The organism is Pelagimonas sp. (assembly GCF_050633425.1).
GTDB lineage: Bacteria > Pseudomonadota > Alphaproteobacteria > Rhodobacterales > Rhodobacteraceae > Pelagimonas.
In genome coordinates, this window is the sequence record NZ_JBOEGM010000024.1 from 37,720 (window position 1) to 59,946 (window position 22,227).

The window sequence follows — 22,227 nt, forward strand, 5'->3', positions numbered from 1 at the left end:
GGGCACAGGAAGCAGGGCGTAGAAGCATCAGGGTCTCTTTTTGAAGTGTTATGATATAACAAGTCGCCTTGTAGATTGTTAGTCTATAACATATCAACCCCGAAAATGCAGCTGTATGAGGCCCCGATGAACGCCAAGGGATTCGAAACCCATGACCACGCCCATTGCATCGCGTCCTCTCTCGAAGTGGCTGAGAACGTATGCCGCCAAAATGGGGCGCAGCTGACGCCGATCCGTCGCCGCGTTCTTGAAATTTTGTTACAAAAACATAGCGCTATGGGGGCCTACGAAGTGTTGGATCATCTGCGCGAGGATGGGAAATCGGCGCAGCCGCCTGTCGCTTACCGAGCGCTGGATTTTCTGGTCAGCCATGGGTTTGTGCACCGGATTGAGCGTCTCAACGCTTTTGTGGCCTGCGCACATCCGGGCGAACAGCACGCCCCTTGTTTCTTGATTTGTCGTGATTGTTCTACTGTTGCCGAAGCGCCGGGAAAACCGGTTGCAGACGTGGTGAGCCAATCGGCCTTGCAACTGGGGTTTGTGGTGGAAAAGGTTTCAATTGAAGCCGAGGGGCTGTGCCCAACCTGTCAGGAGGCCCAAGTATGAGCGCGCTTTTACAAGCGCAGAACCTGTCGGTAAAACGCGGCGAAGCAACGGTCCTGCGTGGTGTTGATTTTGCGATCCAACCGCGGGAAATTGTCACGATTGTCGGGCCGAATGGCTCGGGAAAATCGAGCTTGATCAAAGCCCTTATCGGCGCTGTACCTCCGTCTGAGGGGATCGTGACACGCAAACGAAAACTCCGCCTTGGATATGTGCCCCAAAGCCTAAGCGTTGATCCGTCGATGCCGATGACTGTGTCACGGTTTTTGGATTTGCCGCGCGGCGCGGCGCGATCGGAAAGCCATGCGGCTCTGGTGGAAGCCGGTGCCGAAGAGCTGGCGGAGCGCCAGTTGACTGACTTGTCTGGCGGCCAGTTTCAGCGGGCGATGTTGGCGCGCGCTTTGCTAAACCGCCCGGAAATTTTGTTGCTGGATGAGCCGACAACTGGGCTTGATCAACCGGGGCAGGCGGCCTTCTATCGCAAGATCGAAGAGCTGCGAGACAACCTTGGTTGCGCGGTGTTGATGGTGAGCCACGATTTACACGTGGTGATGAGCGCCTCTGACCGGGTGTTATGTGTGAACGGGCATATTTGCTGCGAAGGCCATCCCGAAGTTGTGGCCCAGGCCGAAGAATATCGGGCGTTGTTTGGCTCAGGCACGGGCGGCACTTTGGCGCTCTATCGCCACCAGCATAGACACCACCATCATGATGACGACTGTGATCACGATCACGGTTCTGACGATGCAAAACCGGATCAAAAAGCGCAGGAAAACGCCTGATGTTTGACCATTTCCTGACCCGCGCGGTCTTTGGCGCGATCGGTGTCGCCTTGGCTGCCGCACCTTTGGGCGTCTTTGTTGTCTGGCGGCGTATGGCCTATTTCGGAGATGCGACGGCGCATGCTGCTGTGCTTGGGGTCGCGCTGGCTTTGGCGTTTTCGACCCCGATTTTTGCGGGGACACTTTTGGTCTCGCTTGGCATGGCCTTTGCCGTTGCACGATTGACGGGGCGCGGGTTTGGGGCAGACATGGTGCTGGGTGTGGCAAGCCACGCCGCGTTGGCATTTGGATTGGTGGCTGTGACGCTGATCGAGGGGCCGCGGCTTGACCTTCAGGCGTACTTATTTGGCGACATTTTGGCAGTATCTCATGGTGATCTTGGTCTGATTTGGATTGGGGCCGCTGTGGTCTGGGCGCTGATTGTGTGGCGTTGGAACGGGTTGCTGTTGTCGACGCTATCGCCTGATCTTGCCTATGCCTCGGGCATGAACCCGGGCCGCGAAAAATACGTTTTGATGGTGGCGCTTGCGCTGGTTGTGGCCGTGGCGATCAAGATCGTCGGAGCGCTGTTGATTGGGGCGATGTTGATTATTCCTGCGGCCTCGGCGCGCCCTTTTGCACGCACTCCAGAGCACATGTTGGTTGGGGCGGCGGGCCTCGGAATTTGCGCGGCATTGTTGGGGCTGTGGGCGGCCTGGGAGTTCGATACCCCCGCCGGACCCAGCATTGTGTGCGCCGCCGCCGGATTGTTCGCCCTGAGCCACCTGATAGGCCGTCGCTGAATGGGGGGGCAGCTGATTTGGGCCGCTCTAGAGCCTGCGTGTCATAAAGGTGCTCAGCGGGTCGGTTGTGTATTCGCCAAAGGGGGGGCAGGTCTCGAATCCCGCCTTTTTGTATAGCGCACGCGCCGGGGCGAAACTGTCGGCAGTTCCGGTTTCCAACCACGCACTTTGTGCGCCCTTGGCGCGCGCCTCGGCCATCAAACGCTCCAACACCAAGCGCCCATATCCTTTGCCGCGCGCCTCTCTGGCGGTGTGCATGCTCTTGAGCTCAACCCCGTCGTCAAAGGCCTTGAAAGCGCCGACCGCACAGACCTGACCGTCGGAATCGGACAGAGCGTAAACCTGCGCTCCGGCGGCACGTAGGTCATCTGCGGTCATCACATGGCAGCTTTCTTCGGGCGAACCGGCGCGCATATCTGAAAAGTGCCGGGCCAGAAGCGCATTCACTCCGGCATTGGGCGCGGTGATTTTGGTGATGGTATAGGATTGCTCAGTCATGTCGGCAGTTTAATCATGGCGCGTCGCTTCGCCAAGTCTTTCGAGACGCAGCGACAAAAGTGAATCCGAACTGCTTAAAACTTTGGCAATCTAGGGTGGGCGAAGGGGAAGCATATCACATGAAATAGGGGGCGCTGGTATAGTGCATTGAAAACAAACGTCTACTCTACGTTCGTCAACATGCTTATCTTTGTGATGAAATGGTGGGCGACCCTGGAATCGAACCAGGCGTGAGTCGCCTCGAGGGAGTTACAGTCCCCTGCCACACCTTGCGGCCTGTCGCCCACCGTTGCGCCAACATCGTCGGCGTGAGGGGGGGATTACAGCCGTGCAAAAGCGCCGTCAACAGGAAAATCTCTTGGCAAGCGCACGACATGGGTGCAAGGAGGCATTCAAGCAGAAAAAGGCGCGTGTCATGTCAGAAAAACCGAAATGGGTGATTGAAAAAGAACAAGCAAAACGGGCTGCGGCGGCGCAAACCGTCTGGCTGTTCGGCTTACACGCGGTGCGCGACGCGCTTGTTAACCCTAAACGGGAAAAATTGCGGCTGATTCTGACACCGAACGCGGCCAGCAAGCTTGATGATGCCATTAAGGAATCAGGGGTCGAGCCCGAAATCCATGATCCGCGCCGGTTCAAAGCTCCGCTTGATCCGCAATCGGTGCATCAGGGGGCCGCGCTTGAGGTGAAGCCGCTCAATTGGGGGCCGCTCGAAGAGGTGGCGATACCCAGTGGGGCTGATGCGTTGCGGTTGGTTTTGCTGGATCGGGTGACCGATCCGCACAATGTTGGCGCGATTTTACGGTCGGCAGAGGTGTTTGGCGCGCAGGCGGTGATTGGCACACGCCACCACTCCGCGCCCGAAACCGGGGCCTTGGCAAAAACCGCCTCTGGCGCACTGGAACGTCAGCCTTATCTGCGGATGCGAAACCTGTCTGACACGATCCTTGAGTTGCAGAAAATGGGGTTCTTGGTGCTTGGCCTTGATGGTGAGGCGGATCAAACCATTGAACAGGCTTTGGACGGTCGCCGTGACATGCCAGTGGCTTTGGTGCTTGGTGCCGAAGGGCCGGGCTTGCGGGAGAAGACCAAGGAAACTGTCGATCGTCTGGTCAAGATCGACTTTGCCGGTGAATTTGGATCCCTCAATGTGTCGAACGCCGCCGCAGTTGCCCTATACGCCGCGCGGCCTTAACCGGCGCTCACAGACGGCACGCTGCGACCTTGGGGGAAACATCTCCGGGGTCGCGCATCAGCCCAAACAACCGCCCTTTGACGCACCAGCTTAGTCCGAAGGCCACAAGCCCAAGTGTTTCAAACCAAAATGTCAGGTTCTTGGCGTCCCAGGCGATTTGCTCTTGGGTGCCGGGCACATGACGCATCTGCCAAATCAGCCCTGCCATGCTGATCAAGATCAAACAGCCGCAGCCTCGATAGATGCCATTTCGCCACCATTTCCGGCTGTATCGCTTGGGCGCGCAGGTGTCTTTGGTCTGAGGACGTGGAAACACGCTAAAGGCAAAATAGGCCAGCACCGCGAAAAGCCCACCCGCAGCCCCATAGTGCAACACTCCCCACCAGCCGTCCGGCAGCCCCAGAGTGGCCCAGAGATCGAAGCCAGCAATGCCATCAATGGGCAGGTCAGGCGGCAGATTCCCCCCCGAAATCCCGCTAAGAAAGACCCGCGCGCTTTGGGAGGCATAGGCCTCGCACCCCGCACCGTCTGTTGGGAACAACGCAACGCCAAAGGCGCAGATACCCGCAAAGCGGACAAACCAGATGTCGCGTTTGTAATGCCCTCGATAGGCCTCAACCGATAATAGGTTTCCTTTGTCATCGGTTGGTAACTTGTAAAAGAAGGTCAAAAGCAGCCCGATGATAAACAGCGCCCCAACAAAAAGCTCACCGCCGATTGGCGCATAAAAATAGTGACTGAGCGAGTCGAGATCCGGGCAGATATGCCCAAGTTGAGACACCCCAAGCAAGCCAAACGGCAAACACAGTGAGATCACGCCAACCGTGCGGTTGGCCGCCTCTAGGCTAAGTCGAAACGGAAGGCCGTCTTCTTGGCTGCTCATGACCAAATCCTCACCAATTGTTTACATCATGCTATCATATCTTGTCCCAAAGGCAGCCGTTTTTAGGCGAACATGGGCGGGCAGGGCGCGCGCCGCAATCTCTTGTCGCAGGGGCTTAAAAATTAGCGTTTCAGCCCCATATGAAACCCGAGACTGAGGATAGGTGACTGAGGCAAGGTGCATATGACCCAAAAGATCGCGACATGTTGTTATTGCGGGGCCCGCGCCGCGCTGATTATGGATAAAGCACGTCATGAATTGGTCTGCGGCTCATGTGGAGCACCTTTGCAGAATATCAAAAAGCTTGATGACAGGCCCCATAAGGTCAAAAAATCTAAGAAATCCAAACAAGAAGCCGCGTTTGGTGTTGGCGGCGATATGCGGTCCGCCCGTCGGGATGAGCCGAAACGCAAAGGCAAAAAGAAGAAAAAGCCCAAAAGCCTGGGGCGTTCCTTCTTCAAAGAGGCCTTCGACTTTATCGAAGACATTATTGACTAGACTTTTGCACCACTCGTGTCGCGACGTTTCTTCTGGTCAAAATCGGCTCTGCGCGGTATCTGCGCGGGTGACATTCAGGAGGCAACATGGCTGACTACGAAAAACCGGGTCCAGTTGAAGACGACTGGAAAGATGCCATTTCTTCGGTCGAAGAGATCATCGAAGACGCGCGCAACGGGCGCATGTTCATTTTGGTCGACCATGAAGATCGCGAAAATGAAGGCGATCTGGTGATCCCGGCGCAATGGGCGACCCCGGATGCGATCAATTTCATGGCGCTTTATGGCCGCGGTTTGATTTGCCTTGCCATGACCGGTGAGCGGATCGAAGAGCTGGGTCTGCCGTTGATGTCGACCAACAATTCCTCGCGTCATGAAACTGCGTTCACAACCTCAATCGAAGCGCGCGAAGGCGTGACCACAGGCATTTCGGCGGCCGACCGGGCACGCACTGTTGCGGTCGCAATTGATGCGTCAAAAGGGGCCGCTGACATTGCCACGCCGGGGCACGTGTTCCCACTGCGCGCCAAAGCGGGTGGTGTTCTTGTGCGCGCTGGCCATACAGAAGCCGCCGTCGATGTGAGCCGTCTGGCGGGGTTGAATGCGGCCGGGGTGATCTGTGAGGTCATGAACGAAGATGGCACCATGTCGCGTCTTCCTGAGCTGGTTGCCTTTTCACAACGCCATGGTCTGAAAATTGGCACGATCTCCGATTTGATCGCTTATCGCCGCCGCAATGATAACCTTGTCAAAGTGCGCAACGAAGAGGTCATTCAAAGCGAATTTGGCGGCGAATGGAATATGCGTATTTACACCGATGAGACGCATGGGGATGAGCATATCGTCCTGACAAAAGGCGATCTTTCCGGTGATGATCCGGTTTTGGTGCGCATGCATGCGATGGATCCGATGCTGGATATGATCGGCACCGGCCCCAAAGAGCGTGCCCATGAATTTGAGCACGCGATGGCCGAAGTCGCCAAGGAAGGGCGCGGCGTTGTTGTCTTGTTGCGTGATACATCGATGAAGCTTGATCTGGGGGAGGGCGTGTCGCCCAAAACCTTGCGCCAATACGGACTGGGCGCGCAGATCCTGTCGTCATTGGGCCTGTCCAAACTGACATTGCTGACCAACTCCAAGGTTCCAAAGGTCGTTGGGCTTGAGGCCTATGGCCTTGAAATTGTTGGAACTCGCAAGATTTCGGAGCTGGGCTAATGGCCGCGTCAATCAATCACCATGTCATGCCGCGGGCCGAATTTGACAAGCCGGTCAAAATTCTGATCGTCACCTCGCCCTATTACAAAGACATTGCGGATGAGCAGGTCGCCGGGGCCAAAGCCGAGATCGAAGCGTCCGGCGGTACTTGGGAGCTGGTCGAAGTGCCGGGGGCGTTGGAGATACCAACAGCGATCGGGATTGCGGAGCGGATGAGCAACTTTGACGGCTATGTCGCGCTTGGCTGTGTGATCCGCGGCGAAACCACCCATTACGACACGGTTTGCAACGACAGTTCGCGCGGAATTACGCTGCTTGGGCTGCAGGGGCTTTGCATCGGCAATGGCATCTTAACCGTTGAAAACTATGAACAAGCGCGGATTCGCGCCGAGGTCGCTGAGCAAAATAAAGGCGGCGGTGCGGCGGCGGCGGCCTTGCATTTGGTTGCGCTTGCTCGTAAGTGGGGCGGTCCGCGCAAGGGGGTGGGTTTTAAGCCCACCACTGATGAGTATAAAATCGCGGGCGCTGCCAAAGGACCTGACCTCGCATGAGCCAAATCGGTGACAATCTTTCTGGGAACCAGAAACGCAAAATGAAATCCGCATCGCGGCTCTTTGCTGTGCAAGCTTTGTTCCAGATGGAACAGTCTGAACAGGGCCTGGACAAGGTTCGGCAAGAATTTATCGACCACCGATTTGGAGCTGAACTCGAAGCCGGGGTTGATATGCTTGAGGGCGATATTTCCCTGTTTTCCAACCTGTTGGAGAACGCCGTGAGCTATCAGGCCAAGATTGATCAGATGACAGATCGCGCCCTTGTCGCCAAATGGCCGCTGAACCGGATCGACACAACAATGCGGGCGCTGTTCCGGTCTGCTGGCGCGGAAATGGTGGCGCTGGACACACCGCCCAAGGTGGTTATTTCTGAATTTGTCAGCGTAGCTGAGGCGTTTTTCCCGGATGGGAAAGAGAGCAAATTCGTCAATGCGGTGCTTGATCATATGGCGCGGGAAGCCAAACCCGAGGCGTTTTAAACACCTCGTAATCTTGTCAAGTTTCAGAGCGCTCGGTGCCGGTAACGGACCGGGCGCTTTTGTTGCAACAGGGCAATTTGTACAAAACACCGAAGGGTTAGGGGAGATTGCCCCGCAGCTTTGATGGCTCAGATAAAACCTCTTTATACCAATCTGTCCGATTCCATCGAAGCTTCGAACAATTTGGGGGAGGATCGGCACTTGAGAGTTCATATGCCGACGGTTTTTGATTAAATTCGGGTAGGGTTGGTTAATTCCAAGAGACGCCTTCGGAATACGTGTTGTAAGCGTCGCAAATCCCCCAGTTCCGAACGCCGACATAGTTTAGGCGATGGCTACTTTCAGCCCGAAGCAGACTTTCGTTCAGGTGTAGGCGGAAGTCCCGAGGGCGGACGAAGCAGCCGTTCTGACGAGAGCGTTGAATGTCTACATTTCCCTAATTTAACAAGCGCACGTACCCAAACATGTCAGGTGAAAACATGACTGTCGAATTTCTACCATCGAGCGCGAACGACGGATTGAAGCACGGTTGTAGGTTCATACTTTTATGACCTACAAAAGCCCCGAACGACGGATGTCGCTGTGCGCAAAGTCGATCAGCGCGCGCAGTTTGCGCGGCAAGGTCCGCCCCTCAAGATAGGCGGCACTGACGGGAAGGGTCTCGCCCTCGAAACCGGGAAAGAGGCGTTTCAAACGTCCAGCATCAATTGCCGCCGATAGTGAGAACTTCGGCCCATAGACAATGCCATGCCCGTCCAACGCCAGCTCGCAGGCGGCATGAGCCGAGTTCACCATATACCGCCCGGCGGTCGAGGCGCTGTGGTCTTCCCCGCCCTTAAAGAACCCCCATTTGTGTGTGGCTTGGCGGTTGGTGTCCACGATGCACGCATGGTCGCTTAGCTCGTGCGGCTGGCTGGGTTCTCCGTGGACCGCCAGATAGCTGGGCGAAGCCGCAGCCATGATTTCCAGCATCCCCAGCTTGCGCGCTTTGACGGACAAGGTCTGGGTCACACCAATGCGAAATGCCAGATCAATCCCGTCGCGCGCCAAGTCGACATAACGATCGCTAAGCCGCAAGTCTATCCGCAGGTTCGGATGTTCCGTACCAAACCGGCCGAGCATTCCAGCCACATAAATCTCGCCGAAGGTCACCGGGGCGGACACCCGGATGGTGCCCGTGAACCCGCGCGAGCCTTCGCCCGCTTCGGTCAGCAGATCGTCAAGCTCGTCCAACAGGGCCGGGGCGCGCGCCAAAAGATCTTCGCCGGCGGGGGTCAGACCCACTTTGCGGGTGGTGCGTTGTAACAGGCGAACACCAAGACGGGCCTCAAGCTCGGCCACGTATTTCGACGTTAGCCGGTTTGAAATGCCCATCTGATCGGCCGCTGCCGTGAAAGAGCCGGTCTGCGCTGTGGCCACAAAGGCGCGGAGCCCATCGACGATATCCATGAAAGACGTCCCCTTTCGATAAGGAACAAAATGTGGAAAGTCATTCCACAAAGTCGCCATTCTGTTGATGGTCTGCAAGGCCTAATGTCTTCTCAAAAGGACGAGACGGCTCAGATCGAGCTGCCAGCCTGAACCCCGAGAAGGAGACTTGAAATGATTGACCAAAAAACCGCTCCCTATGCCGCGACTGTTTTGCGTGTCGCGACCGGCATCACGTTTATCGCCCATGGGCTAACCAAAGTTATGGTCTTCACCGTGCCCGGCACCGTCGGTTACTTCGAAAGTCTGGGCCTGCCCGCTATCGTGGCCTATCTGACCATTCTGGCCGAGTTGGCTGGCGGCGCAGCACTGATCCTTGGCGTCGCAACGCGGCTGATATCACTGGCCGTCCTGCCGGTTCTTTTGGGTGCTGTATGGGTGCATTCCGGCAATGGCTGGATGTTCAGTAGCGCAGGTGGCGGCTGGGAATTCCCACTGTTCTGGGCCGTCGCACAAGGCGTCGTGGCCTTGCTGGGCAGCGGAACCTACGCGTTGAAACTCCCCGTCATTGAAAAAGTTCTGGGTCAATACGCCTGATTAACATGATCCCTCAAAGGCCACTTCGGTGGCCTTTGACCAGTCTAGGAGAGTCCCAATGAGCGTGACCCAGTCCCTTCAGCAGTTGAAAAGCAGCCTCAAAGCGAGCGACCGTATGCCTCTTGTCTTTTTGGGGCATGGATCGCCGATGAATGCCATCGAGGACACTGAATATAGCCGCAGCTGGATCAATCTTGGCCGCGCGCTGCCCCGCCCACAGGCGATATTGGTGGTTTCGGCCCATTGGATGACACGCGGTTCCACGTTGGTTGACGTTTCAGCCATGCCGCGAACGATCCACGACTTTGGCGGCTTTCCACAAGCGTTGTACAATGAAACTTACCCCGCCCACGGAAACCCGCAATTGGCGCGCGAGGTGGTCTCATTGTTGGCCAGCCATCACGCGCAAGAGGACGACACTTGGGGGCTTGATCACGGGGCTTGGACGGTTCTGAAATACCTTTACCCAGATGCGGATGTGCCGGTGTTTCAGCTGTCCATCGACATGACAAAAGGTCTGAACTGGCATCTTGAAACAGGACAGCTGCTGTCAGATTTGCGCGATCGTGGCGTGTTGATCCTTGGCTCTGGCAATGTGGTGCATAATTTGCGGGCGTTGGATTGGGCACAGGGGCGGCCAAAAGACTGGGCCACCGAATTTGACACGCTGTTTACTGATCGCCTGTCCGAGCGCGATTTTGGTGCCCTGACAAACCGACCGCAGCTTGGCGCGCTATTGCACAAGGCGCACCCGACGCTGGATCACTATATCCCGACGCTGACCATTGCGGGGGCTTCGGATGCGCGCGACCAGCTGACTTTTATGAATAACAGTTTTGATCTTGGAACGCTTTCGATGCGCTCCTTTGTTTTCCACGCGATGTGAAGGAATGAAACGATGCTTGTGAACGGTACATGGGTTGAGAATTGGCAACCGGTACAGAACGCGGATGAAAACGGGCGCTTTCTGCGTCAGGTTTCTTCCTTTCGCAATTGGATCACACCTGACGGCAGCGCAGGCCCAACAGGCGAAGGGGGCTTTAAGGCCGAGGCAGGACGTTATCGTCTTTACGTTGCGCTGATCTGCCCATGGGCATCACGCACCTTGATCGCGCGCAAACTGAAAGGGCTTGAGGACATCCTGCCAATCACTGTGGTGAACCCCACTCTGACCGACCAAGGGTGGCGCTTTGGCGGATATCCCGGTGCCGATGATGACCCGCTGTTTGGGGCCAGCTATATGCACCAGATCTATACGCAGGCTGATCCGAATTTCACCGGTCGCGCGACGGTGCCCGTCCTGTGGGACATGAAGCAAAACGTCATGGTGAACAACGAAAGCGCCGATATTCTGCGCATGTTGGACACGGCGTTTGAGGGGTTGGTTCCGTCTGACCTGCGCCTGTGTCCAGACGATCTCGCCGACCAGATCGAGGCGCTGAACGAGCCGATTTACGAGAAGCTGAACAACGGTGTTTACCGCGCAGGTTTCGCAACCTCGCAGGAGGCCTATGATGAGGCGACCACCGGCATTTTCGACACGCTCGACCGGCTGGAGTCCCTGTTGCAAGGCGAATACCTTTTCGGCGATCGTTTGACCGAAACCGACATCCGCGTGTTCGTGACCTTGATCCGGTTTGATGCCGCCTATCACGGGCTGTTCAAAACCAACCGTCTGCGCATCGCAGATTATCCCAAACTGTCCACATATATGGAACGCATCCTCAACTTGCCCGGCGTCATCGACACCGTGAACATGGACCACATCACCCAGGGCTACTATTCGATCAAAGCGCTGAACCCGCTTGGCATTCGTCCCACAGGGCCTGCGCATATCGCAAAGCTGCTGGCCACAGCGCGGGCGGCGTGAAGGGGGCAATGGTTCATCGTTCGCGACACAAATGAGGGATGATTGACCAGCGATGTTCCAAGAACCCTGCCCAGGCACCATTGTAGCTAACAAGGTGATACGAACTCTGGTGCAATGGACCAGAAATTCAAGGTCTTTCGTTCTATTCTCCGAAGCAGACATCTGCCGCAATGCAGAACGGCGGACACATGGGCTCCAAGCCGCCTTGCGGCGATGCGGCAGCACACCTGCGGCGAAATCATGTGTGATCAACGCTGCCCAGTGGCTGCTTTCAGCCCTTACAAGCCACTCGTGCAAAGCGCAATTTGACTACGATGGGCGGATTGCCGACATTCGCCGCGTGTGCAAAAATTTTTGCCCGTAGTTTATTCAAGCGGACATTCATGCCCACCTATAGCTGAACCTTAGCACCACGTCGCGTACCCAAGTCGGCAAGTCCATGGGTCCTACCCAAATGGCCTGACTAGCGTTGCCGTTCGATTTCGAGGTGGACACATCGGGCGTACCAAAGCTGCGGTGAAGTATTGATCTTGTGCCGAGCGTAGTTGAGCATCACCTTTGGTATCCCAAATTCGAAGAGGACCTACATCAGCGCAGATATGTTGCAATTGCCATCGGTTTAGAAGCCAGTTTTGTCGCACTCATGTTTAGATTCACAATGATGATCAACATGGTGCATTTAGGTTGGGCGGTCTTAATGGGGCCCCGTCCACTGTTACCACAAGCTGTGAGGCCGACCGAATACGAACGAAAAAGGTGATCTGGCGTCATCGCAAACTTCGTGGTGTTGTGTTCCCAAGGGACCAATGCGTCGTGCTACCATTGAACGTTTAGCTTTCGAAACGACTCCTCAATCTTGATCCTTTGGATTGCCGAAATGGCGAACCACGTATCAAGGTTGGCCAATTCGGCCTTTTCTTCCAAGCTATCCATGTCGTATCTCGTGTAGTCGACAAATTTCTTGCGTTCTGTGTTGTCTGTGGCCAGACACGCCATAGCCTTGCTATTCTTCATTCGTTCCAAGGCCAGTCGCATCCTGGCGCGGTTGCTGCGATCCAGACCGATGATATTTGTTTCGGCATACGACAGATACCTGCGTGCGTCCAAAAGAGCTTGTCGGTGCAACTCGAGATCCTGCGGGGTTTCCGAATTATAATCCAGTGGCTGGCTCATAATTCGTAAGACCGAGGCTTCCAAGATCATCAGGCTTGCACGTTCGCGCGAATAGCGAAACAAGTGTTTCGACAATTTGTCACTGACCCAGCGCGCCTCGCGAGAAAAGGACCCGAGAAGAAGGCCGGCAGGCTTCTCTTTTCCAACCTGGTGACTGATACGCTTGCGCCGCGCCGCTCTTTCAAGGATCAGGCACGTTCGGATGCAGGACCGTCCGGCATGGCCGGAATGAAAGAACCTTTGCCCGTCGGGCTCGCGGCGAAACACCTCCATACGGAGAGCTTCGGCGATCTTATAGATGGACAGCGATTCGCAGAACAAGCGCAAAGGGTCCTTGATTTTTTGATCGTCGCCTGCATAGCGGATCTCGAGCTCGGTCAGCTGGTCCCCGACGCGGCGCTTTTGTTTCAGCAATAAACCCTTGTATGGGCGGGCGCGTAGGAAATCCGCATCAATGGCCACTCTTTCACTGATCCGATACAAGGCATCCGCAAAATTTACTGCCAGGTCGATCGGATCAGCAACGTCGTCAAAGTAGGTCAAGATCGTGATCGCACATTCCCGAAACGTCTCAGTATCGGGGCTGCGTTGGGAGGCCTCGCCGGACTGGACCAGACTGAAATACCTGTCCGCTGCTACGTCGCGTTGGGCTTCGATCACGTCGCGGAGCTTCTGTCCTGCGGCAGGCAACTCGTCGAGGCAGGTCCACAGTCTTTCCCATCCCGTTTCGCTGTCGATGGTTTCATCAAGGAGGGAGATGTTGAACTCATCCTTGAGGTGACGCAGCTGAAACGCAGGTGCCTTGCGACGCAGTGACTCTTCAACGCTGCGAGTTGGGATCGATTGGATACGTTGGATAACGCGCGCGGCTTCGTCGCTTTGGTTGAGTGCCATGGCCGCATGGCCTTGATTGATCAGGAAGTCCTCAATGATCTTGGGCTGGAACCGAAATTCAGCTTTGATCAACGAGACGGATTCATGATCGTCGCTTTCAACATCATAGTATGGATTCAACAGCCAAGGTTGATCAAACAAGGCTAGAATATCCCGCTTGAGACTGTCCCGTGCGTAATGGCGGGCCAGGTTCCAGGCCGGGGGACGCTCAACAATCCGGCGAAACAAGAACTGGTAGATCCAGACATAAAGCTCGCGAGGGTTTTCGGGACCTTCAAAGTAGCAACTCGCCATCACGGGGGTCTTTTTGACACGTACCCCGAATTTGCTGCGTTTCAGAGGCAGACTGAGAAGCCCATGATAGACCGCGCTGAAAATGCGGCGAAAGGCACGAACATTCGGGACATGATCGCTTCCGAAATTCCGCAGCGCGTGGGTTTGCTGACTGATGGCTTCTTCGAACAGCGACCGATGCACGATCTCGAAATCGTGAATTCCGGTATGAAACCGCCCTGCGGCGATCAGCTTGATGACCGCTTCTTTGAACATTGGGTCGGCAAATTCGAAAGCGACATCGCTTTGACCTTGTAACCAGGGGGCGTCGCTTTCTAATGCCAATGTCTCAAAAATCGGCGGGGCCTTGTCGTAGGTTGGAAACCCGTCGTTCAGGGTCGGGCGGATCATGCCCCCAGTGCTAGCTTCGATGTTTTCAAAAAACTCTTTGAGCGCCTCGGCATCTGTCAGAACCGTCAATTCGGATTCGTCGAGATTTGGCGATGTCATTGCACGCAAGCGCCGGCAGATGCGGGCCAAACTATGTGCCTTGAGGCCACAAGGCACCTGAGCGAGCATTAGGATGGTTTGCAGCGCGAGGGCTGAAGTTTCTGAAATTCTCTGGAGGATGCGCTCAACAATAGCAAGCATCGGTGAATGCTCGTGTGCTAGCTCTTCATCCATGTTTTCCAAAAGCGACCAAACCGCCTCTGCAGCCTCGGCTGGGTTTTCGGGGCTCAGCCCTTCGTCAAGACGCAGATAAAGGTCCACTGCATCAAAGAGAGTCTCATCGGCATTATCGCGGACTTCTGAGTCATGAGCTTCCATCAGGTCCTTAAACACATCGCGATAGATCAATGGGCACAGATCTAGAATCTGGCGAATCTCAGCCTCGGACGGCTTCGCGATCTCGGCTTCGAGAACTTGGAGAACAGCGCGTTTTTGTTCGCGGCGAAAATGACCGGTCGGCCGGTTTGAGACCACAACAATGCGGTTACGCTGATATTGCTTGAGGTCGAGGAACTGGTCACCCGTGGTGCCATCCTGGCCGTTGCCCTTTAGGGTGTCGCTGATCGGAGGGTCGACCAGTCTCAGGATCAGGGAACTGAAATGATCGTCACGAATAGTGCGCAACAAGTCGCGCCCAATGGAGTCCTCATCCCAGATAGACGTATCGAGCGCGTCATAATATCCGTCGAAGATCAGGACATGAGGTTTTTTGGCGAGAACCAGCTGGATTTCACGCACAAGACGCGCGGCATCGTAACTACGTTTATAGATTTCGCAATGTGTTTCGTCGACACCCACACCCGCGGCCAAAGTCAGAAGGATGTCGTCGAAAGATCGTGTGGGCGCAACCGGCTTTCCCGGCTCTGCTTGCTGAGCGTACCCTGATAACGCGATCCGCAATACTGCGACGCCGTTTTGGGTGTGGTAGCGCCCTTGGGACTTTAACTTTGTGTTTAGCTTATCTTCCAGCGTTTCGCTAAAAGCGGTGCCGTCCCGCCATCGCCCTGAATGATAAACATTGAAAACCGGCACCGCATGCTGTTCGAGCTCTGGCGCCAGGGCGAAGCCCTCCACCTTTTCAAACAAAACTCGCCGTTCGTTGAGCATAAAATTCTGGTAGACAAAGGCCCGAGGCGCGGATTTCTTGTTTTTATGAGGGGCAACTTTCTTAACCGGCTTGCCCATAAGAAAGCTCTCGAGTTCGAGCACCGCGGAGGTGCCTTTGAACTGTATACTTTCAAAGACGGTCGACCAATCTTGAGCGACATCCCGCCGCTTGGCCAGCAACTGGATCATCGCCTTTTCGATAGCCAGCCAAACTGGCATGGTTCTTTGTTGTTCGGCACCGGGCAGTTCGTGGGTCAATTTCAGCTTATTAAAATAACTGGTGAGTTTACCGACCTTTCGACCTTCGTCTGTGTCGTCCTGTAGGGCATCCACAAATGGTTTCAGCTTTTCTTGCAGTGTCGCGTCGCTACATGGCTGACCTGCGTCACCCAAGAGAGATTTCAGACAGTGAAAGAGCACCATCCGACGGGGATGACGCGCCAAGACCGGGACCGAGGCCTCATTGTCAAGAGACATCTGCTTTTTGGGCCATCGCACCTGATGCGTGAGACCGTCAATTGGAACAAATTCCCATTCAACCCCATTTTCCAAAAACGACCGCCATGCCAGGTCGAGACCTTCAATGGAATTCAAGGGATGCTTCGGCATTCGGAACCTTCGTCTTTACGTGGAAATGGTAAATGATTGCCACTTTAGGTAGGTCGCTCTGACAACAAAAGCGCTAAAATATGAGAAGACTGCGACTTGATTGCTCATTTTTTCGGATAAACACTTTCTTACGTCCAATTTCATGAGAAACCTCTTGCCTTCTCTCGAAATCCAAATTGGTTACTGAGATCTTAATTCGCTCCAGAAATTCCGTACGGTTAATTTCTTTCTAACTCACGAACGATCCCTGAGATTCGTGCTCATTGTTTCCTCACCACTGCCCGGAGGAAGCCATGTCTGAACAGACCCACCAAAACGGTTACCGCGAAGCCGCACGTGAAGATGGCATCGATAAGATTCTTCTTCGACCGGATTCCATCAGCGATATTGAAGATTTTGAACGCGGTGCCCTGGAGTTTAAGAAAAGTCAGTCGAGTCTGCTGGCCGCGTTGAAATCGACCGCGACTGGGTTTGGTCGAAAGCAAGGTTCTGCATCAACCCGTCGCGCCGCGAACGGCAACAAACCTCAAAAAGCCAGAGCCGCGAATGGCAACACCAAGGCACAACCGTTTGTTAAGATCGGATTGAGCTTTGATGGATCCCGCGTGGCGACAGCTGCTCTTTTCTTTGTCGCCACCTCTGCTGCGGCTGTCACCAGTTCTTTTGTTGTGCCTGAACAAGTGAACGCTGTGGCCCGCGTTGTCTATAAAATGTTGCCAGTACCCGCCATGGCCGCGACTCTTCAGGAAAACATGGAGTGTGCCAAGGACATCCGCATTGTGTCAGAAGACGGCACAGTGCTGGGGACAACATCGGCCAAGCCCGGCTGTCCGAACCGTGATTACCGCTCTCTACAGCCGACACTGACAGGGGCTTTGGCGCAGGCACCTTTCGAAGAGCCCGCGGAAGGCCCGCTTGGTGGGCCTGGTGTGGTGCTTTCCATCTCTGTGCCTGGGACTGCCCGTATTCCTTATTATTGGGTGACCCAGGGCATCAAAGTCGGCGGGAGCGGGCTTGAGGAGACCACCGTTGAACAAGTGGTGGGCATGACGTCGCCCGGAACCTATGACAAGATCGCGAACCGCTTTTACCGCGTGCCAGCGATCACGGCGCGCGATTTCTATAGTTATGAAGACAAGGCTTTGTTTGTCACGGGCCAATTGATCTGTGCGCAGGGCATGCCGGGCACTGGCGGGTTCATCGCCCTTGCGGGTGATCATTGCGCCAAGCTTTTTGGCAAGGAAAGCCTTGAAGAGCTGATACCGGCAGAGCGTTGCCAGTTGTCCGGCTTTCGAAAGTCACCGCTGAAAGTGCCAGGGCCCAAGGCCGAGCCTGTCCACATGGCGGCCTACACAAACCAATGGGCTGACACCATTGACCGTGCTGAAGAGCGCTGCCTGTCCAAATTGTACGACGGGTCAGAGCTGGAGGCCCATCGCGCGGTGCTGGATGTGCTGCCTTTGCCAAGCGCTCAATCCATCCGAACCTCTGGTAACAGCGCCGCCTCCAAGCTGCCCGGTGCGATGGCCTACCTTTGGGCGCGGGAAGCCAAGACCGAAACCATTGCGGATGGCCGGATTGTCACCGCGATCGATCCGCAGGTGCAAAAACAGCTCATCGAGATGCTCGAGCGCAATTTGAATGAAAGCATCGCTCCTCGCCTTTCGCCGGGCCTATGCGCTCCCGGTGATGACACCTGTCTTGGGGAAACCATCAATTTCGGCCAAATGGTCGCTGTTCTGAAACCCGATGGCAAAATTTCGGTGCGCGGTGTCTATCAGTCCGATGGTGGGGTTCTGGAAGTCTCCGGGCCATCGCGTCGCGCCAAGGCCTCGACAGTCAAAGCGCTAATGGTGCCACTGTTTGTCAAACATGGCCTGACCCGGTTGTGCCGCGAACAGGTGCCTCATCTCAGCGACCAGGGGTATAAGGGCGGCAAGTGTTCGGATGACAGCAGCTGGGTATCCCTTTCAGATGCCTTGGCTAGTTCGTCTAACCTTGCCTTCTATTGGGGGCTGCGCCAAATCGCAGATGCCGAATTCAACGCCTGGCTTGAACAGTTCGGATTTGAAGTGACGCATCGCCTTGGTGAAGACCTGCGCCGCGGTGTGATCATCGGTAACCTGGCCACGGTGACCCCCGACCAATTGATCCGTGGCATGGCGGCCATTGTCAGCGGCAAGCCTGTTTTTGGGCCGGATAGCGATGAACGTCTCGACCTGACCCAAGACTATTCGGGCAATATGCTGGCTGCCAGTACCCGCATCCTTTCGGCCCCTGTGTCCTACGGCACGGTTCGAGCCGCCAAACCGATCCTTGCGGCGCAGGATTGCGATCAGACCCTGGTCGGGAAAAGCGGAACCGCTGACGGTACCACTGGTCTGGCCCGCGACCGCCTGCTTGTTCTTGGCGCTTTGTGCAAAGGACATTGGCACTTTGCCTATGGCGCACTTGGCTCGCCCGATGCCGACATCCCGCTTGGCAAAGATATCTTTGGCAGTGACCTGGCCAAATTGACGGCTCACTCCCTGACAAAATCAATCCAGTAACCGGAGAAAAGTGATGAAACTTCCCATTCAGAACAAGACCGACACCCTGTACTGGTTCGCGATGACGTGGTCCTTTGGGACCACGGGTTACGCGTTGCAAAACTATATGCCGGTTGATTGGGGACAAGAGTTGCGCCTGGGTGCAGCGTTGGGGCTAAGCGCCTTTATTCAGACCATCATCGGTGTGACCTGGCCTGAAGCCGCTCGCAAGACCGGCCGTGGCAACCTGATCGCCGGCACTTTCATGCTTTTGTTTTCGCTGAGCGGGACAGTGTTGAGTGGAACGCTGGCCTCTTCGACCAATGCTCTTTTGATCAATCGAAACGCCATCGAGACCGAGATTGAGACACGAATCATTGAAAGGACCTTGGCCCCGGTGAGAGACGTGACAACAAGCGCGTTGACCACAATGGACTTGCTTGGGGATTACGCGGATTTTGCTAACCGCGAAGCTCGTCTGGAAACAGAAACCGGCAAGTCCTGCGATGGCGTCAACCTTGGGGCAACTTGCGGGTCGATGTGCGAATTGCGCAAGCGCCAATCCCTTGAAGCCAACACCCGTCGCACCAGCACCAAAGATCTGCTGACCCAAGTGGATGACCTGCGCGCCTATGCCCGGATTGGCCTTGACAACTCCAAATTGGGTGGAATGTTCAGTAAGGCTAACGCATTGACAAGAGACGATTCTTTTCGTGAAATCAAGTCTTGGGCAACCACTGAGCGGGCGAGTTTCGCCGGCGCGGGATTCGTGATCAATGGCAAGACGGTGTTTTGTAGTGACGCTGAAGCCGTACAGCAGTTAGATCAGATCCTCGCGGCGCTTCCCACGCCCGATACGGGCCAATTGGTCGCTGACAAATTGCCTGTGGTGGACATTACCTATGTCGCCAAGGAAAACCTGTCGGCCTTGAAAGATGCGGCCAATGCTATTTTGGCCGAGCCACAAAAAATTGGAGCGATCCTAGGGGCAGAACCTACTGCTACTTATGCCCCATTCTGGGCCTTTAGTCTGATGATCGAGATGATCTGTATTTTCCTGGGGATCACCCGCGCGATGAATGGACGGTTGCCGTTTGAAGGCCCTACGGATGTTCTGCCGCCGACCAAGGAACAAAAAGCTCGGGCCAAGACTGTGAAGGAAGTTCTAGATACGCTGATCATTCGCAGCGGGCGCAAAACCTATCTTCTGGTGCCCAAGAATGGGACCAATAAGCGGCTTGAGCAGAACGCGTACTATCTGAGCACGAAAAAGCGGCAATTGGGGATTTCTTACTTTCCGGTGCGGAGCGCAATTCACTTGAAAGATCTGATCCCCAAGGACGCGCATCGCATTGCCGAGACGACCGGTGCCGAAATGGTTGAAGTTTACAAAGTTCGGAAACTGGCGCATTTTGAACGTGAAATTGCATCAGTTCTTGGGTTCTCGGAGGAATTTGCTCCCGGGTGATCATTTAGAGAGGCTGAGGTTGGCAAACCGAGGGCGGTGCCGTGATAGAAGCACTGCCCTTTTGGCTGGCTTGAAATATGCCAAGGCAATATCCATGGTTGCGTTTTGTCGTCTAGCTGCCATCACTCAAACTGATGCTAATCAGTTTGGCATTAATCACTCAACAACAAACGAGACTAGGGCCTGTGGACAATAAGGTTTCCCATTTTCGCTGATTTCTGATTCAGAATTCCAAAATGGAGGTCTGAATGGACGGACAGCGGTTTGTGGTATCCGATGTTTTGTGGCGGCAGCTTGCACCGCAGCAACCGGACAAAGCCCAAAACAAAGACGCTCGCGCTCCATCTCAATCGCCAAGTTATGCACGCGCAAACATTAGTTTTTTACACAAAGGGCGGACAGCTGCCTTTAGCCGCGTCTGCGAAGGCATCGGGCCAGACCGGCAAAAGCAGCCCTTCAAACCCTAGCTGACCAAAACCCACATGCTGCGCTCCGCGCCAAGATCGGCGAAGCGCAGTTAGTGAGCTTTGCAAAGTCCGGCGTTCCTTGGAGACCGTGCTGGACCAAGCAGGCTTTCGATGCTGCCCTATAATGTGTACCATCGGCCAACACTGGATCACGGCTTCCATATAAATTTAGGTTTTTCTTACCTAACAATGACGCTGGATTTCACCTTTCCCTAACACGAACATGCTGATTGTTCCTTTGGAAGAAAGGATCAGTGCATGCCCGGCTATATTTCTGAACTGGACTACTTTGGCACTTCAGATCAGGAATTTGTCGAGATCGCAGTTCCTGCGGGCACTGATGTTTCCAGCTATACTCTTGCTTTCTATCAGGCAGATGGAACGGTCTACAACACTGTTTCACTGGGATCCTACACGGGAACATTTGGTGGTCAGGATGTCTACGTCGTGAATCAGTCGACTCCCGGGTTTGACTCTGGAGGCGATCCTACTGGCACCTTCTATCCAGACGATGCCATTGCCTTGGTAGACGACAGCGGCACAGTCCTTCAGTTCATGTCTTGGGAAGGCAATACAGTCAACGCCACCGAAGGCCCGGCGAGCGGAACATCAAGCACCAACGCCGGGTTCGGTGATCAGAGTCTACAATCTGATGACGGCGGCTCTTCGTACTACGCACAATCCAGTTCTAACGAAGGATCAATCCCGGCCTGTTACTCTCCTGGCACCTTCATTGAAACACCACTTGGATTGCGCCGTGTTGAAGACTTGCGAGAAGGCGATCAGATTTGGACAGCGGACAGGGGCTCCCAAACTATTCACTTTATTTGGGAAGGCATCGACCCGCTGGAGTATGTGGAAGACAACAACTATCCGGTTCTGATTCAAGCGGGCGCGCTTGGGCCCCAACGGCCCTTTGACGATCTAATCGTCTCATCCCAGCATCGCATTCTTGTTGGCGCAGCGGGCCAACTGGAAGGCTGCTTCAAATCCGAGGTTTTTGTACCGGCAAAATCTCTTACATCATTGCCTGGAATTCGGTTCATGCGCGGGAAGAAATCAATGTGCTGGTTTCATTTTGCATGTAGCAACCACGAAGTTGTGCGCTCGAACGGTTGCTTGTCGGAATCGCTTTACCTGGGCCCGATGGTATTGCGAACTATTTCAAATCGGCGTCTTCATTACTTACGCAACGTTTACCCGGACGCATCCTTTGTCTCGGCAATGAACGGTCCTCTGGCGCGGCGATGCCTATCGGTTGGACAGGTCAAGGACCACCTGAGCAAGAGTCAACGTCGCACCAAGCGCGATCGACTGGCAACGAATGCATAAGACACACTTTCCAAAGCGGCCCGTCGTCTGTAACGTAGTAAAAAGCAAAATGGATTGTTAGCGGTTGTTGGCTGATTGCTGCGCGCAAGTCCTATATCCCCTTTGGGCATATTCTGTTGAAAAACTCACCTTCCGAAAAATCGCGGCCACAATTTGGAACAACTGTTTTATGAGCGCGCCACTGGCAAACAACGTTCTCAGAACGGCCCGTCGACGGGACAGGATTCCTCTGATACGCAAGCTATTGGTCAAACACTGGTTTTTTCAACAAAATAGGCTGCCTGCAGTCTTTGGGCAACCGGGATCACCGGTGATTTCGCTGCAGACGTGCTGCGGCACCGCCGCAAGGCAGCTGTGAGCCCAGATTGCCTGATGCTGCGACATGTACCAATGACCGCTTGAGGCTTTCTGGCACCAGCTGCCTACCGAGTATATCCCGCAAAAATCCTCAGAGAGAGTAACCCCTCAAGCGGTCATGGATTG

18 protein-coding genes and 1 tRNA gene are annotated in these 22,227 nt (G+C 55.0%); 14 read left to right on the forward strand and 5 right to left on the reverse strand.

What is annotated here, in order from left to right:
• The first annotated feature begins 126 nt into the window (after window positions 1-126).
• The 3 genes from ACRBB0_RS20185 to ACRBB0_RS20195 are packed head-to-tail and all read left to right on the forward strand — an operon-like array spanning window position 127 to window position 2,167.
• Entirely contained in the window at window positions 127-606 is a 480-nt protein-coding gene (locus ACRBB0_RS20185) for a transcriptional repressor (RefSeq protein WP_431376266.1), read from the forward strand.
• Window positions 603-1,385 (forward strand): metal ABC transporter ATP-binding protein, encoded by a 783-nt coding sequence (locus ACRBB0_RS20190; RefSeq protein WP_431376267.1) that lies wholly within the window; start codon window positions 603-605, stop codon window positions 1,383-1,385. Before ACRBB0_RS20185 ends, ACRBB0_RS20190 begins: the two co-directional genes overlap by 4 nt.
• A complete protein-coding gene (locus ACRBB0_RS20195) occupies window positions 1,385-2,167 on the forward strand; it encodes a metal ABC transporter permease (RefSeq protein WP_431376268.1) in 783 nt (260 codons plus the stop codon). The genes ACRBB0_RS20190 and ACRBB0_RS20195 overlap by 1 nt, the downstream gene beginning before the upstream one ends.
• Window positions 2,168-2,194: 27 nt before the next feature.
• On the opposite strand, the gene ACRBB0_RS20200 is transcribed toward ACRBB0_RS20195, so the two are convergent.
• Together ACRBB0_RS20200 and ACRBB0_RS20205 are read right to left on the reverse strand one after the other, a co-directional pair.
• Window positions 2,195-2,665: a GNAT family N-acetyltransferase gene (locus tag ACRBB0_RS20200; RefSeq protein WP_431376269.1), complete on the reverse strand. Its 471-nt coding sequence runs from the start codon at window positions 2,663-2,665 to the stop codon at window positions 2,195-2,197.
• A gap of 201 nt (window positions 2,666-2,866) precedes the next feature.
• Window positions 2,867-2,950, reverse strand: a tRNA-Tyr gene (locus ACRBB0_RS20205).
• 130 nt (window positions 2,951-3,080) lie between these two features.
• On the opposite strand from ACRBB0_RS20205, the gene rlmB reads away from it, so the two are divergent.
• Window positions 3,081-3,860 (forward strand): 23S rRNA (guanosine(2251)-2'-O)-methyltransferase RlmB, encoded by a 780-nt coding sequence (rlmB, locus tag ACRBB0_RS20210; RefSeq protein ID WP_431376270.1) that lies wholly within the window; start codon window positions 3,081-3,083, stop codon window positions 3,858-3,860.
• A 7-nt stretch (window positions 3,861-3,867) separates the two neighbouring features.
• On the opposite strand, the gene ACRBB0_RS20215 is transcribed toward rlmB, so the two are convergent.
• Window positions 3,868-4,743: a hypothetical protein gene (locus ACRBB0_RS20215; RefSeq protein WP_431376271.1), complete on the reverse strand. Its 876-nt coding sequence runs from the start codon at window positions 4,741-4,743 to the stop codon at window positions 3,868-3,870.
• 183 nt (window positions 4,744-4,926) lie between these two features.
• On the opposite strand from ACRBB0_RS20215, the gene ACRBB0_RS20220 reads away from it, so the two are divergent.
• From ACRBB0_RS20220 to nusB, 4 genes are all read left to right on the forward strand, one after another.
• A complete protein-coding gene (locus ACRBB0_RS20220) occupies window positions 4,927-5,241 on the forward strand; it encodes a hypothetical protein (protein ID WP_431376272.1) in 315 nt (104 codons plus the stop codon).
• Between the two features lie 86 nt (window positions 5,242-5,327).
• Entirely contained in the window at window positions 5,328-6,455 is a 1,128-nt protein-coding gene (ribB, locus tag ACRBB0_RS20225) for a 3,4-dihydroxy-2-butanone-4-phosphate synthase (RefSeq protein ID WP_431376273.1), read from the forward strand.
• Window positions 6,455-7,006 carry a 6,7-dimethyl-8-ribityllumazine synthase gene (locus ACRBB0_RS20230; RefSeq protein WP_431376274.1) on the forward strand — a complete coding sequence of 184 codons (552 nt, stop codon included), beginning with the start codon at window positions 6,455-6,457 and terminating at the stop codon, window positions 7,004-7,006. The genes ribB and ACRBB0_RS20230 overlap by 1 nt, the downstream gene beginning before the upstream one ends.
• Window positions 7,003-7,488, forward strand: coding sequence for a transcription antitermination factor NusB (gene nusB / locus ACRBB0_RS20235; RefSeq protein WP_431376275.1), 486 nt, complete (start codon window positions 7,003-7,005; stop codon window positions 7,486-7,488). The genes ACRBB0_RS20230 and nusB overlap by 4 nt, the downstream gene beginning before the upstream one ends.
• A 552-nt stretch (window positions 7,489-8,040) precedes the next feature.
• Here the strand turns inward: nusB and ACRBB0_RS20240 are convergent.
• Window positions 8,041-8,937 (reverse strand): LysR family transcriptional regulator, encoded by an 897-nt coding sequence (locus tag ACRBB0_RS20240; RefSeq protein WP_431376276.1) that lies wholly within the window; start codon window positions 8,935-8,937, stop codon window positions 8,041-8,043.
• Between the two features lie 153 nt (window positions 8,938-9,090).
• Here ACRBB0_RS20240 and ACRBB0_RS20245 point away from each other — a divergent pair, with 153 nt between their 5' ends.
• The 3 genes from ACRBB0_RS20245 to ACRBB0_RS20255 are packed head-to-tail and all read left to right on the forward strand — an operon-like array spanning window position 9,091 to window position 11,383.
• Window positions 9,091-9,513: a DoxX family protein gene (locus ACRBB0_RS20245; RefSeq protein ID WP_431376277.1), complete on the forward strand. Its 423-nt coding sequence runs from the start codon at window positions 9,091-9,093 to the stop codon at window positions 9,511-9,513.
• Between the two features lie 58 nt (window positions 9,514-9,571).
• The gene (ygiD, locus tag ACRBB0_RS20250) at window positions 9,572-10,399 is read left to right on the forward strand and encodes a 4,5-DOPA dioxygenase extradiol (protein ID WP_431376278.1); all 828 of its coding nucleotides are present in this window, start codon (window positions 9,572-9,574) and stop codon (window positions 10,397-10,399) included.
• Between the two features lie 12 nt (window positions 10,400-10,411).
• Window positions 10,412-11,383, forward strand: a complete 972-nt coding sequence (locus ACRBB0_RS20255; protein WP_431376279.1) for a glutathione S-transferase family protein — start codon at window positions 10,412-10,414, stop codon at window positions 11,381-11,383.
• 816 nt (window positions 11,384-12,199) lie between these two features.
• Here ACRBB0_RS20255 and ACRBB0_RS20260 read toward each other — a convergent pair.
• Window positions 12,200-15,949: a hypothetical protein gene (locus tag ACRBB0_RS20260; RefSeq protein WP_431376280.1), complete on the reverse strand. Its 3,750-nt coding sequence runs from the start codon at window positions 15,947-15,949 to the stop codon at window positions 12,200-12,202.
• Window positions 15,950-16,242: 293 nt separating this feature from the next.
• On the opposite strand from ACRBB0_RS20260, the gene ACRBB0_RS20265 reads away from it, so the two are divergent.
• The 3 genes from ACRBB0_RS20265 to ACRBB0_RS20275 all read left to right on the forward strand — a co-directional run bounded on the left by ACRBB0_RS20265 (window position 16,243) and on the right by ACRBB0_RS20275 (window position 21,744).
• A complete protein-coding gene (locus ACRBB0_RS20265) occupies window positions 16,243-18,498 on the forward strand; it encodes a penicillin-binding transpeptidase domain-containing protein (protein WP_431376281.1) in 2,256 nt (751 codons plus the stop codon).
• A gap of 13 nt (window positions 18,499-18,511) precedes the next feature.
• Window positions 18,512-19,945 (forward strand): hypothetical protein, encoded by a 1,434-nt coding sequence (locus tag ACRBB0_RS20270; protein WP_431376282.1) that lies wholly within the window; start codon window positions 18,512-18,514, stop codon window positions 19,943-19,945.
• Window positions 19,946-20,670: 725 nt separating this feature from the next.
• Window positions 20,671-21,744 carry a Hint domain-containing protein gene (locus ACRBB0_RS20275; protein WP_431376283.1) on the forward strand — a complete coding sequence of 358 codons (1,074 nt, stop codon included), beginning with the start codon at window positions 20,671-20,673 and terminating at the stop codon, window positions 21,742-21,744.
• The last annotated feature ends 483 nt before the right edge of the window (window positions 21,745-22,227 follow it).

What these genes read in the sequence shown, in the direction of transcription:
- ribB (WP_431376273.1), top strand. Translation starts at nt 5,328, where the DNA reads ATGGCTGACTACGAAAAACCGGGTCCAGTTGAAGACGACTGGAAAGAT.
- ACRBB0_RS20200 (WP_431376269.1), bottom strand. Translation starts at nt 2,665, where the DNA reads ATGACTGAGCAATCCTATACCATCACCAAAATCACCGCGCCCAATGCC.
- rlmB (WP_431376270.1), top strand. Translation starts at nt 3,081, where the DNA reads ATGTCAGAAAAACCGAAATGGGTGATTGAAAAAGAACAAGCAAAACGG.
- ACRBB0_RS20190 (WP_431376267.1), top strand. Translation starts at nt 603, where the DNA reads ATGAGCGCGCTTTTACAAGCGCAGAACCTGTCGGTAAAACGCGGCGAA.
- ACRBB0_RS20185 (WP_431376266.1), top strand. Translation starts at nt 127, where the DNA reads ATGAACGCCAAGGGATTCGAAACCCATGACCACGCCCATTGCATCGCG.
- ACRBB0_RS20270 (WP_431376282.1), top strand. Translation starts at nt 18,512, where the DNA reads ATGAAACTTCCCATTCAGAACAAGACCGACACCCTGTACTGGTTCGCG.
- ACRBB0_RS20215 (WP_431376271.1), bottom strand. Translation starts at nt 4,743, where the DNA reads ATGAGCAGCCAAGAAGACGGCCTTCCGTTTCGACTTAGCCTAGAGGCG.
- ACRBB0_RS20195 (WP_431376268.1), top strand. Translation starts at nt 1,385, where the DNA reads ATGTTTGACCATTTCCTGACCCGCGCGGTCTTTGGCGCGATCGGTGTC.
- ACRBB0_RS20245 (WP_431376277.1), top strand. Translation starts at nt 9,091, where the DNA reads ATGATTGACCAAAAAACCGCTCCCTATGCCGCGACTGTTTTGCGTGTC.
- ACRBB0_RS20240 (WP_431376276.1), bottom strand. Translation starts at nt 8,937, where the DNA reads ATGGATATCGTCGATGGGCTCCGCGCCTTTGTGGCCACAGCGCAGACC.
- ACRBB0_RS20275 (WP_431376283.1), top strand. Translation starts at nt 20,671, where the DNA reads ATGCCCGGCTATATTTCTGAACTGGACTACTTTGGCACTTCAGATCAG.
- ACRBB0_RS20255 (WP_431376279.1), top strand. Translation starts at nt 10,412, where the DNA reads ATGCTTGTGAACGGTACATGGGTTGAGAATTGGCAACCGGTACAGAAC.
- ygiD (WP_431376278.1), top strand. Translation starts at nt 9,572, where the DNA reads ATGAGCGTGACCCAGTCCCTTCAGCAGTTGAAAAGCAGCCTCAAAGCG.
- ACRBB0_RS20230 (WP_431376274.1), top strand. Translation starts at nt 6,455, where the DNA reads ATGGCCGCGTCAATCAATCACCATGTCATGCCGCGGGCCGAATTTGAC.
- ACRBB0_RS20265 (WP_431376281.1), top strand. Translation starts at nt 16,243, where the DNA reads ATGTCTGAACAGACCCACCAAAACGGTTACCGCGAAGCCGCACGTGAA.
- ACRBB0_RS20260 (WP_431376280.1), bottom strand. Translation starts at nt 15,949, where the DNA reads ATGCCGAAGCATCCCTTGAATTCCATTGAAGGTCTCGACCTGGCATGG.
- nusB (WP_431376275.1), top strand. Translation starts at nt 7,003, where the DNA reads ATGAGCCAAATCGGTGACAATCTTTCTGGGAACCAGAAACGCAAAATG.
- ACRBB0_RS20220 (WP_431376272.1), top strand. Translation starts at nt 4,927, where the DNA reads ATGACCCAAAAGATCGCGACATGTTGTTATTGCGGGGCCCGCGCCGCG.